Here is a 12085-nt window from a genome sequence, read left to right on the forward strand (position 1 = left end):
TCAGCTCCGAGTTAACCATTTTTCTTCATTTTACATCATCTTGCATTTGTCTCACATTTATTTGAAATGACTATATTATCAACTTTAGTCATCACTCGATCGAGATTAAATCTGCGTTTCGCTTGCCCGAACTTGCCCTCGATAGCTTGACGAACTCTCTCATCTTCTAGCGCTTGCTTCTTTTTGTCTTTACTTACATTCGTGGGGCGTCTTCCCAAAGCCGAGCCACTCATCCTAATTCCTCTTTCTTTACACCACGCTCGGTTAGCTTGCTTTGCCATAAATCTGGTCAACATGAACCGATTCTGGATAATACCCTGTGAATTCTTTAAAAGCTTCCACTTGGGCGATTAAGTCTCCTGATTCATTGAAGTTGTCCCAGCTAATTCGATATAAAAATACAGATCCCTTAAAGCTACTCGCTGATAATTTGGCTCCGAATTCTGTATGTTTTCCTGCTTTTCCTCTAACTATGGGGCGGATATGGGGTTGGGTTAAACTTACAATTCTATCGTCAATCCTATTTTTCTTGTGTTGGTACATCCAATCTTGTTGTCGGTAAACTTCATGATAGACTAGCAGGAGCTTATATTGCCGCTTACTCAAGTTGTTTAAAGTAGCTCCTAGCTCGACTAATCTTTCAATGTGAGCGAGATTTCTTTTGAGATATTGCAGTTGTTTTTTAAGAGCTGTTCTTTTTTTGTTCTGTGGCTGTTTTCGCGGGTATGCAATAGCTAGGTAGTCTTTACGTGCTTTGGTGCGGTAGGTTCGAGGTTTTTTTGCTCCAAGGTTTTTAATCGAATTGTAGAGGATATCTACAATCTTTTCTGTTTGCATTCTTGCTCGATCGAGAATGCTAATGTCTGTGGGATAGGTAATATCGGCGCTGGCACAGGTCGCATCTAACAGTAATTTTCCTTGGAGTACGCTGTCACTAGGTTCTTCTAGTTTTTTTTTGTTTGATTCCGATTGAGGGGTGGTGGCCCAGCGGATCTTTTTCACCATTTTTTGATTCACTTTATTAACCAGATTGACACTTATTCTTTGTCTAAAATGAACCAATAGAGAGGCATCAAACGGGATTTCATTGCTGTAAGATTAGAGACCAATAAAGTATTGTAGGTATGGGTTTTCCCGTATTTGTTCGACGGTTTCGCGATCGCTGATCCCTAATTTCTCTTTGATGATTAATGCCCCCAATGCCATCCGAAAAGATTTAGCTGGTGCTCCCATAGATGAGGCAAAATTTTGAGCGTATTCTGATTCAAATTTCGACCACGGTATCAGTTGGGCCATCATCACCCAACGGTTGTCTGAGGCTAATTTTCCACCATGAGGAAAATTAAAGCTTTCTGGTGGAGTGCCATCTGGGTCAACTTTTCGGTACAGGAGTGTCAACGGTGGTGCAAGGGTTCTCTGCTATTTTACCTGTTTTCTTTGCACCTGAGTCTCGCCCGATCGCGATCGAAACTCAGGCTGCGCCACCTGAGGGCGCTTATTCAGCAAGCCCTATGTATTCATGGGATATGAGGGATGGTGGCAGTCGGTCGCCGTGTTTGCAAGAGCGGACCCTGCGAGCGCACTCAAATATTCAGCGATATTCGAGACAAAGCTTTGAAGTAGACCTAAGATTTACTAACTGTCAGCTTTGCTTTCAATGACTTGCGGAACCTGTAAGGGTACGTTCGACAAGGAATTTGATCCCGTCGAACGCTCCACTTGCTTTACCAAAACTCGAAAGCTTTTCCATTTCCTGGCAATACTGTGGACGCAGCAGCAGGGAGTGCATCATTGGGTCTGAAATCATTCTTTCGGTCGGCCGTTCCCATCCAAGATTTATTGAGCTGCCATGATAAGTAATCGGACAGAGTTAATTACATACTGGTTCTTTACTCAGCCAAACTTTTAGTCCAGATTGTGTGTAATTAATTGTGTCCTACTACTTACTCAATTGGCGGTGTGAGTTTTGCTGTTGTAGGAGCACAAACTGCGGCTTCACCATCAGGTAGTTGTCGATGCTGGCAACACTCGAAGCTGCATTGCTGGGATTGCCCAGGAGCAAGTTGCGGTTGTTGGTTGCCGAAGCTACGGGATTCTGCGGTGTGGGTTTCTGCACTCTTGGTTTAGGAGAAACTCGCGGCAGTGAAGATGGCGGGCCTGATGTCAGATTGCAACCAGCCATCATCCCCAGAATCAGAGCGATCGCCCTCAACTGCCATATTTTCTTCATGCTGCACCGCTCCCTTACAAGTCCAGTGCCAGCTTACCAACAACAGTACGCTTGCCTCAAGAATCCAGCAATTGACGGGAGAGATAACTGCAACAGATAAGCCAAACATTCAAGCATCCAAACATTCAAATGCTCAAACATTCAAATGTTTTTATGGATCTTAAGCTGCTGAAGGTATTGAGCGACGGACTTTTCAACCAGCTCGCTGATTTCTTCACCTGATTGTGCGGCAGCAGATTTGAGGTCGCGGTGCATTTGTTTGGGCAGGTATACAGTAGCCCTGACAAAGTTTGGGTCTTTGCTTTTAGCTAACGCCGGAGTTGGTGCAGGTTCGAGGTCAGGTTCCCCGGGTTTGAGTTTCTTGACCTTCAGTAAATCCTCAAAGCGGCTCATGGCAATATCTCCTTGCCGACAGCAGCATAACAACCCCAAGCAGCTTTGGCGTAAGCATCTTTGACAGCGCTTACGGGAACCCCAGCCAGTGCTGCTTTTTGAAATACTGCCAGCCGCCTGACCTCAGCTTTGAATATCGGCAGCTCAGCTTTCTCAATTGTTCTCCGAGACTCAATCCCTACTTTGCTAGGAGCAGGCGGGATGAGCGTGAGCAAAATGCGGTAATTCGATTTGAGGGAATGCAGGGCTTCCACCATTTGCACCATCGCGGTGAGGGCCATCGCATCGGGAGAACTCGGCAATACTAGCAAGTCGCACCCTTCAGCTACAGTTTTGAGTTCGTCGGGGTCGGGTCGAGCCGGCGTGTCTATCACGATGTGCTCGTAATCTCTGGCAAAGCGAACTCCTTGCTTTTCATCCACCACTTTGAACGGAAGCGAGCCCCGCGCTGCCCAATCCAAAGCACTGCGGTTGAGGTCGCCGTCTACCAAGAACGTAGGTGCTTTAGTTTGCAGGTAAGCCGCCAAGTGCAGTGCTGTAGTTGTCTTTCCGACTCCGCCCTTGAATGAGGCGATTGTCACGATCATAGGTTTATCGATACGTTGATTAACTCAACTTTATCGCTTAATCATCTAAATGTCTAGATGTCTGAATGGTTGAATGTTTCTAATGATGCCATATCTTGCCAGTTATGAGTCGGGTTGGCTCGGCAAATTAACCATAACAACGTAGCGCTCGGTTGCGGGCAATTGGAGGGCTTCCCAAAAACCAAGTAGTTGCTGTACTGCGAAAGTTTGCCCCCATTCGAGCTCTCAAAAGGCGTGATACTGTCGGGGGTCACATCACCTGCGGTCAATCATCTAAACGTCTAGATGTCTGGTTGAATAATTAAGAGTAGCCGATGCCGTGAGACTCATCTTTCCAAGCTCAATTAGTAAGAAAAGGCCTGCCCCAGGCGTTGATGTTTCGCTTGCCCTTGCGGTAAAGGGAACGAAGCTCAAAACCGAAGCAATGGAGCTGTTGGGGAAACTTGCACCCACTATCAAGCCGTGCTCAAATCGGTTGTTCACCAAAAACAAGTAATTGCTGATTTTTCGGGTCAAGCAGCTACGGTGTGGGACTTGGGCTGTCAACTGGCTAAAGATTCCGGGAAAGAGTACGGCCGACTGTTTAAGGAAATTATGGGAGCGTTATCATGGGTGCCAAGAAACGCAAACCACTCGGTAGCGCGATGGAAGAGTTTGTTTTCGGTACAAAATGCTAGAATTCCAGAAAGAGAAGTTTGTTGGCTAGAGCGTAGATTTTCTCTATGATTTGGACTTGTGTTGTCACCCGTCACACTTAGCTCCTTTTAAAGTTGTCTTAAGGGAGACTGTCCGCTCTTTTCTAATTCTTGAAGTTTCAAAGGATTTCACTGATTTTGAGATGCGATAAAAAATTAGTGAAATCAGCATAATCTCTCTTAATTTGTGTTCAGCAATGGTTCAGAAATGGGGCAAGAGCTGTGGATTCTTGCCTATACAAACGAGCGGTAAAATTATTAGCCAATTAGCTCAAAACCCTTCGCAGGACAGGAAACACCATTCTTAATCCGCGCCGCCACCACCATCAGTAGCAAGGCCAAACTGTCGTCAGAGAGCTCATCAACCAATATCTGCATATCTAACAAAGACTCTAGTTGCTTTGGCACTGACATCTGGCTGGTGTTGCCACATCCCTCTCCCCCCGTCAGCCGATTACAGAAGTAAACGCGGGCTCCCGGCTTAATCTGGTCCATTGCCTCGATTAATTTCCACAGCACCTCCGTAGAGATGCCTGTCTTGTCCCGCCGAAACTCAGAAATATGATTCTCGCTAACGCCTGAAAACTTGGATAACTGTTTTCCAGATATCCCGTAGCGTTCAATAGTCATCCTAAAAATTTCGGAAATCATTGTAACGTTTTGTGACAAAAATCTATGATTAGCCTTTAGCGGTGGTATTGTCCTGAAGTTATCGGTCAATAGCCTCAGTAACAGCTTAACAGCTTTAATAACTCAATCAATTATAACTCTGCCCGCATAATGTAGTGTTGGCGCAGTTTTATTTTGCCTGGAGAACAATAGACACCAACCGAATTTAAGCTTCCAGCCTTAACGCAATAAGGCTTGCAAACTCATTATCGGTGATGTCTAATGGCTGCGGCTTGTTTTACGAAAGGAAGTGAAGAATTTGAATATAAATGGCAGAGTATGGTATCGAGTCATATTTCTCTGTCATTTAATTCAAAGTAACATCCCGGTTTCGAGGGTGCTGTGACTAGAGTCACATTTTAGTGGCATCTGTTATCTATAAATTTAGGATCCAAGAAGTGTCAAGAAACTTAACAGAGCCGATTTCTCTAAAATTACCCAAATGGCCAGAGCCTAATTTGAGTAACGTAACTGTGGGAAACCGACGGCTGAGTGTAGAAGAAGTTGCCAGGGTTGCCCGTTGTGGAACCAGAGTCCGGTTGAATGATGAAAGCGATATTGCGGAACGAGTGCAAGCATCTTGCCACTACATTGCAAATGCTGTCGAGTCGGGAAAGCCGATTTACGGAGTTACAACTGGCTTTGGTGGGATGGCCAATACAGAGATTGCGCCGGAAGAAGCCGCGAGTTTACAAAACAATTTGATTTGGTTTCTCAAAGCTGGTGCCGGGCCAAAGCTGCCCACAGCTTGCGTCCGCGCCGCCATGCTCTTGCGAATTAACTCCCACCTCCAGGGCGCTTCAGGCATTCGGCTGGAGTTAATTGAGCGGATGATTGCATTTCTCAACGCAGGAGTCACGCCTCACGTTTGTGAATTGGGTTCCATCGGCGCTTCCGGTGATTTAGTTCCCCTAGCGCACATCACAGGCGCATTAATAGGTCTAGATGACAGTTTCACTGTTGATTTTAAGGGCAGAGAAATGTCAGCCATTCAAGCCCTGGAAATATTAGGTTTACCAAGAATTGATCTGCTTCCCAAAGAAGGGTTAGCAATGGTTAATGGTACGTCTGTAATGACCGGCATTGCTGCCAACTGCGTCCGGGATTCGCAAGTAATACTTGCCTTGGCAATGGGTACTCATGCCTTGACAATCCAAGGATTAGGCGGGACAAATCAATCGTTCCACCCCTTCATTCACAAGCTCAAGCCTCATTTTGGTCAAGTGTGGGCCGCTTCCAAAATGGTCGAACTCCTCGCAGGTTCCTGCTTGAATCGAGATGAGTTAGATGGTTCCCACGAGTCTCGCGGCCATCATCCGATACAAGACCGTTATTCGCTGCGTTGTTTGCCTCAGTACATGGGGCCGATTGTGGATGGAATCGCAGAAATTGCCCAACAGATTGAAGTGGAAATTAACTCTGTTACTGACAACCCGTTAATCGATACTGAGAATCAAGCTAGCTATCACGGCGGCAATTTTCTGGGACAGTATGTTGGTGTGGGAATGGATCGTTTGCGGTACCTTTTAGGGCTGCTGGCTAAGCATTTGGATGTACAAATTGCGTTGTTAGCTGCACCTGAATTTAATAATGGTTTGTCGCCTTCTCTGGTTGGCAACACCAGCCGTAAGGTCAACATGGGATTAAAAGGTCTGCAAATAGCTGGAAATTCCATTATGCCGCTGTTGACTTTTTACGGAAACTCAATTGCTGACCGCTTTCCCACTCACGCCGAACAATTCAATCAGAATATCAATAGCCAAGGATTTGCTTCAGCTAATTTAGCTCGTCGCTCAATTGAATTGTTCCAGCAATATATGGCAATTTCCCTAATGTTTGCCGTCCAAGCGGTTGATTTGCGAACCCATCAAGTCGCAGGTCACTATGATGCGCGGGAGTGTTTGTCGCCACTTAGCTTACCGCTATATGAGGCTGTGCGCGAAGTTGTGGGACAGCCCCCGAATGTTGACAAGTCTTACATCTGGAACGACAACGAGCAATCTTTAGATTTGCACATGGCCATAATTGCTGCTGACATTGCACAGGAAGGACGAATTGTGCAAGCTGTGAACCAGATTTTATCAAGTTTGAAGTAGGAAGAGCTGTTTCATTTCCTTGTAGGGGCAATCCCCCTGTGGTTGCCCCTTTTGGGTTTGGAGCAGGCACGTAGGCACTGCTCCTACAGAAAACTCGAACCGAGTGTAAGTCCTACAAGAATATCCTGCGAAATGGCGTAAAAAATGAGTTAAATTTTTAACTCAGTAATATCTGCTTGTCCCTTACACAAGCAGTTCCAATTTTGCGGCAGCAAAGGATTATGGAAGATTACTAGAAAGGCACAAAATGGTTACTCACAATATTTCAGCTAACCTCTCTGAAACTGCTTTTCAGGTAGATATTTACCCAAGTAAAAAAGCAGAGAGATTCTCAAATCAGCAACATTTTTTGACGAATACTGTTCGCGAGTGCGTCAAAGTCTATCAACTTGAACCGAGGGATTGGCAACAATTTTATCAGGCAATTCACCCTGGTTATGTGAGGGATGTTTTCTTAGAAAAAACACAGCCCTCAAAGGCTTTAGTGAGTGGTGGGCGATTTGCCTTAACGACAGTGCAACAGTGCATCAAAATTTTGAACACAAAACCTCTTGTTTGGCGGCAATTTTACGGAGGACTAAGATAGAAATGAATATTGCAGAGCATATCGAGAGAGGGTGTAGATTTTTTCCTCAGAAAACGGCTTTGATTTTTGAAGGTAAATCTTTTAGTTACAAGCAGCTAAATCAATTGGCAAACTGTGCTGCTAATGGGTTGCAAGGATTAGGGATTAAACGGGGAGATTGCGTTGCTCTCTTCCTGCCTAATATTCCCGAATTTGTCATCTCTTATCTGGGCATCTTAAAGATTGGAGCTGTAGCAGTTTCTATCAATGCGATGCTCAAAAGCGATGAAGTTCGGTTTATTCTCAATGACTGTACTGCTAAGATAGTAATTGCGACAGAATCATTGCGAGTGCAAGTGTCTGATGATGATTTAGCTTACCTTCAATACATTCTGATAGCTGAAGAAGGAGTTATTAAACCGCCGAGTGTGGTTGTTAGCCATTCTTCTCATGTTTCTGGAAAAAAGCATAGTTTAAGCTGTAAAGAAATCAGTTTGTTCCAACTGATAGCAAATGCTTCCGCAGAAGCTAAAGCTATTGAAATGGAACCCACAGAACCCGCTGCAATTATCTATACATCGGGGACGACGGGTTTTCCTAAAGGTGCTGTGCTTTCTCATGGGAATGTGACTTCAAATATGCACTCTGTCAAGCATTGCTGTGGTATGAGAGCTGAGGATCGGTTACTTTTGTATTTACCTTTGTTCCACTGTTTCGGTCAGAATTTTATTCTGAATGCGGGATTGAATGCTTGTGCCACGATTGTGTTACAACGCCGATTTTATCCAGCCGAAGTGTTGCAAGTAACGGCGGCAGAGCAGATTACCATGTTTTTTGGAGTGCCGACCGCCTTTGCCAAGCTGTTAGAAATGTCGCCGGATGAATGCAACTTTAACTCAGTGCGCTATTATTTTAGCGCTGCTGCCAGAATGCCTTTGGAAGTTGTAGATCAGTGGCAAGAACAGTATGGTCGGGTGATCCATGAAGGGTACGGTTTGACGGAAACTTCGCCTTTTTCTTGTTACAACCATTACTTGAAATATAAGCCTGGCTCAATTGGGATGCCCATTGATAATGTGGAAATGAAGGTGGTAGATAGTGAGGGTTCAGAAGTTGATGTCGGGGATGTTGGCGAGATTATTATTCGCGGGCCTAATGTGATGTCGAGCTATTGGAACCGTCCGGCTGAAACGGCCCAAGTTATGTCAAATGGTTGGTTTCATACTGGAGATTTGGCCCGCATGGATGAAGAGGGCTATTTCTACATTGTTGATCGCTTGAAAGACATGATCAATGTTTCTGGATTTAAGGTTTATCCGAGTGAATTGGAGCGGGTAATTTCTCAACATCCAGCGGTAGCGGAAGTGGCTATCTGTGGCGTTCCTGACAGAGTGAAAGGTGAGAGCATTTTGGCGAATATTGTCCTTAATCATGGGCAAGTTATCGCGCCAGAGGATGTGATTTCTTTCTGCTCTAAGCAGATAGCTGCTTATAAGGTTCCTCACCAGGTCCGGTTTGTTGATTCGCTGCCAAAGAATGCGACGGGTAAGGTGTTGAAAAGGGTTTTGCGCGAGGCGCATAGCTGATCAGAAATTTGTTTGATAGAGGTTGACATTTAACTTGTCAACTTCTAATCTCAAAGGTTTTTTATCAGTAATTTGGAGTGAAAAATGAAAAACGGAAATGAGAGTTTAGCCATTGCGCCTGTAGTTAGCAGTCAAATAGAAACACTAGCGCTTTCTGTTGCTGAAGCGGTGGTTAAGATACTGGAAAACATGGGAGTGGAGTACGCTTTTGGGGTTGCCGGAGGTGCGATCGCGCCTATCTGGGCTGCCTTGGAAGACAGTTCTATCAAGGTGATGCACTTTCGTCACGAAGCAGGTGCAGCTTTTGCGGCGGTGGAAGCTTCCTTTGCTAGCGATCGTCCTGTTGCCGTATTTGCCACAACTGGTCCAGGCATCACGAATACTCTAACTGGGCTATTTGCCGCTCGTTGGGAAGGTGCAAAGGTGATATTTCTTTCTGCTTCTACTTCTCACGGGCTGCAAGGACGGTGGGCTTGCCAGGAAACCAGCCCCCACACCATGCCTGAAGGACTTTTGACTGCCGGAAGTTTGTTCCATTATGCTGTAACTTTGGAATCTTCCGAACAACTTCCAGGAATGGCGCGTCGGCTCAACCAAGGAATTTTACAGTCTGGAGGCTTTGTCGCTCATGTCAATATCACGACGACCATTCAAAAGAGTACCAGCAGTGTTGCGCTACCGCTCAACGAAGAGAACTTCTCCCAATCTGTAGTTACTGCCAGAAAGAAAGCTGTCAAGAAATGTGCCAAGTTGTTAGCCCAAAAACGATTTGCTATTTGGGTAGGCTTTGGGGCGCGGGGTGCAGCTAAAAAGATCCGCAAGTTAGCTAAAAAAACTGGGGCGGTGGTGATGTGTTCGCCGCGAGGTAAGGGAATTTTTCCCGAAGATCACCCGCAATTTGTTGGGGTGACGGGTTTAGGCGATCATTCCTCCGTGCTTACTTATATGCACGAATACTTGCCAGAACGGGTGTTGGTACTGGGAACTCGCTTGGGTGAGTTTACTTCATTCTGGAATCCGGCAATGGTTCCCCCTGAAGGATTTATTCACGTGGATCTCGATCCGCAAGTGCCGGGTACTGCCTATCCGCACGCCAAGACCATTTCTATTCAATCCGATGCAAAAATATTTCTCAAGAAACTGCTCAAACAGATCAAGAAACTGAGCAAGCAAAACGAGGAGCAAATGCTCAATTGTGCCAATAAATTGACATTAGAGGAATTCCCTCGCCCTCAACTCAAATTAATTGACCCTAGTACAAATGACTTAGTGCGGCCTGAAGTGCTGATGCAAGCACTTCAGCAGGAAATCGTTGAAGGTAGCGACGCTTTGGTGATGGCGGAACCGGGTAATTCCTTTGCTTGGGCAAGCAATATGCTGCGATTTAAGGTTCCTGGTCGTTACCGCACTACTACTGGGTTTGCATCTATGGGTCACAACGTTACTGGAGTGATTGGAGCAACTGTGGCACTGCCAAAAAGAAAGGTTGAGAGTACCCAAAATCCAAGTCACAACGTTGCTGAAGTAATTGCAGCGACTGTGACTAATGGACCCAGGAAAGCAGTTGCCATTGTTGGTGATGGGGCGATGTTGATGAATAACGAGATCAGTACCGCTGTTCGATATCAAGTTCCTGCGGTTTGGATCGTTCTTAATGATGCTTGCTACAACATGGTTAACCAAGTTTTGCCACATCTAAGTTGTAAGGATTTAGTGCAGATTCCCCAAGCTGATTTCGTTCAATTTGCCCGATCGATGGGAGCAGATGGCGTTCGGGTGGAAAGGGAGTCTGAGCTAGAGGCAGCGTTAAAAAAAGCTATGGAAGCGACTGCACCATTTGTGGTTGATGTGTGCATCGATCCGAGTCGAAAAGCTCCAACTGAAACTCGAATGAATAGTTTGAAAAATCAATCCCTGAAATAAAAGGAGCAAAGTTATCTATAGCGTTTGTGGTTGATGTGTGTATCGCTCCGAGTCGGAAGGCACTAACTGAAGCTCGGAGCAACAGTTTGAAAAATCAATGATTGAATTAAAAGGAGGAATCTGATGACAAATCTACCTGTTGGAATTAAAGCTATTGCTGTTAGCTTTCCGAGCGGGGTACGCACCAACGATTATTGGAAAGAAAATTACCCCCAAATGGTGCAAGAAGCAGAGCAAAAAAATTTAGCCAAGCTATTTTCGGCTAGTGGCTCTACTTCCAGCAACGAATTTAGCAAAGCTATGATGCCATATCTTAAAGATCCTTTTCGTGGCAGCATTGAGCGCAGGGTATTAGGCTCTGGTGAATCCTCGCTTACATTAGAATATCGTGCAGCAAAAGAAGCCCTTGAAGCTGCCAAGCTTTCTCCAAACCAGCTAGATCTGATGCTAGTTGCCTCGATTTTCCCGGAAGAAATTGCACCTGGTAATGCGGCTTTTCTTGCCCATAAACTGGGATTTTTGGGCGCTGCCTGGAACGTCGAATCAACTTGTTCTAGTGCTTTAGTCGCGCTTCAAAGTGCCTATGCAATGGTACAAGCAGGGCTGTACCGTAACGTACTCGTTGTTGTCTCGAATACTTATACTCGCTTTGCTGACGAAAAAGATACTTTTTCCTGGTTTCTCGGTGACGGTGCTGGTGCTGTAGTAGTTAGTCAACTTAAAGCTAATCAAGGTATCCTCGGCACTAAAATTTTGAATACTGGCAATACCTGCGGTGCTTTCTTTAACGAATTCACTGTGGATGAACAAAACAATGTAAGGATGTGGATACGAGCTGGTAAGGATGCAGGTCAGGCATTAAGTAATAGTTCCGAGTTTATTCGTACTTGCTGTCAAGGTGCGGTTTCGGCTGCTGGATTGACGCTCGATCAAATCAACTTCTTTGCCTTCAATACCCCTACGGCTTGGTATGCAGATGTCTGCGCGAACGTGCTAAATATCGAGCCACAGCGCATCATCAATCTTAATCCTAAGTACGCAAATATTGGAGCAGCCTTTCCCTTTGTTAATCTCTACCACGCTGCCGAATCGGGTAGGATTCGCGAAAATGATTTAGTTGTCGTTTATACCTTGGGAACTTCATCGAGTGCTGGTGCAATGGTAATGCGTTGGGGAGAAGTTGCACTTGGCCCAGTGCCTGCTTCGTCACAAAGCCAAATAAAAGTTGCTCTAACGACAGGTGTTTGATGAAGTTTTACGGTGAAGTATTTGCCAGCACAATAATTTGTAATTTTGTGTAAATGCTTCACTCTCTCGCGGAGGCTTGAAAAAAGTCTCGCA

10 protein-coding genes and 1 pseudogene are annotated in these 12085 nt (G+C 45.3%); 7 read left to right on the forward strand and 4 right to left on the reverse strand.

What is annotated here, in order from left to right; all coding sequences use genetic code 11:
- Window positions 1–62: 62 nt before the first annotated feature.
- A pseudogene (locus QUB77_RS29550) lies at window positions 63–1389 on the reverse strand (IS5 family transposase); the annotation flags it as partial.
- A gap of 626 nt (window positions 1390–2015) precedes the next feature.
- On the opposite strand from QUB77_RS29550, the gene QUB77_RS29555 reads away from it, so the two are divergent.
- A complete protein-coding gene (locus tag QUB77_RS29555) occupies window positions 2016–2330 on the forward strand; it encodes a hypothetical protein (RefSeq protein WP_333180552.1) in 315 nt (104 codons plus the stop codon).
- Window positions 2331–2371: 41 nt separating this feature from the next.
- On the opposite strand, the gene QUB77_RS29560 is transcribed toward QUB77_RS29555, so the two are convergent.
- Window positions 2372–2623 (reverse strand): CopG family transcriptional regulator, encoded by a 252-nt coding sequence (locus QUB77_RS29560; RefSeq protein WP_333180551.1) that lies wholly within the window; start codon window positions 2621–2623, stop codon window positions 2372–2374.
- The gene (locus tag QUB77_RS29565; RefSeq protein ID WP_333180550.1) at window positions 2620–3210 is read right to left on the reverse strand and encodes a ParA family protein; all 591 of its coding nucleotides are present in this window, start codon (window positions 3208–3210) and stop codon (window positions 2620–2622) included. Before QUB77_RS29565 ends, QUB77_RS29560 begins: the two co-directional genes overlap by 4 nt.
- Window positions 3211–3672: 462 nt before the next feature.
- Between QUB77_RS29565 and QUB77_RS29570 the strand changes: the two genes are divergently transcribed.
- Window positions 3673–3936, forward strand: coding sequence for a hypothetical protein (locus QUB77_RS29570; protein WP_333180549.1), 264 nt, complete (start codon window positions 3673–3675; stop codon window positions 3934–3936).
- A gap of 227 nt (window positions 3937–4163) precedes the next feature.
- Here QUB77_RS29570 and QUB77_RS29575 read toward each other — a convergent pair whose 3' ends face one another.
- Window positions 4164–4535, reverse strand: a complete 372-nt coding sequence (locus QUB77_RS29575; protein WP_333180548.1) for a helix-turn-helix transcriptional regulator — start codon at window positions 4533–4535, stop codon at window positions 4164–4166.
- Between the two features lie 497 nt (window positions 4536–5032).
- On the opposite strand from QUB77_RS29575, the gene QUB77_RS29580 reads away from it, so the two are divergent.
- From QUB77_RS29580 to QUB77_RS29600, 5 genes are all read left to right on the forward strand, one after another.
- Window positions 5033–6670 carry an aromatic amino acid ammonia-lyase gene (locus QUB77_RS29580; protein WP_333180547.1) on the forward strand — a complete coding sequence of 546 codons (1638 nt, stop codon included), beginning with the start codon at window positions 5033–5035 and terminating at the stop codon, window positions 6668–6670.
- A gap of 247 nt (window positions 6671–6917) precedes the next feature.
- On the forward strand, window positions 6918–7256 hold the full coding sequence (locus tag QUB77_RS29585; protein ID WP_333180546.1) for a hypothetical protein: 339 nt from the start codon (window positions 6918–6920) through the stop codon (window positions 7254–7256).
- A gap of 2 nt (window positions 7257–7258) precedes the next feature.
- On the forward strand, window positions 7259–8821 hold the full coding sequence (locus tag QUB77_RS29590; protein WP_333180545.1) for a long-chain fatty acid--CoA ligase: 1563 nt from the start codon (window positions 7259–7261) through the stop codon (window positions 8819–8821).
- 84 nt (window positions 8822–8905) lie between these two features.
- Window positions 8906–10744, forward strand: a complete 1839-nt coding sequence (locus QUB77_RS29595) for a thiamine pyrophosphate-dependent enzyme (protein ID WP_333180544.1) — start codon at window positions 8906–8908, stop codon at window positions 10742–10744.
- Between the two features lie 123 nt (window positions 10745–10867).
- Window positions 10868–11992 (forward strand): 3-oxoacyl-[acyl-carrier-protein] synthase III C-terminal domain-containing protein, encoded by a 1125-nt coding sequence (locus QUB77_RS29600; RefSeq protein ID WP_333180543.1) that lies wholly within the window; start codon window positions 10868–10870, stop codon window positions 11990–11992.
- Window positions 11993–12085 lie beyond the last annotated feature (93 nt).

The organism is Microcoleus sp. AT9b-C3 (genome assembly GCF_036705485.1).
Taxonomy (GTDB): domain Bacteria; phylum Cyanobacteriota; class Cyanobacteriia; order Cyanobacteriales; family Microcoleaceae; genus Microcoleus.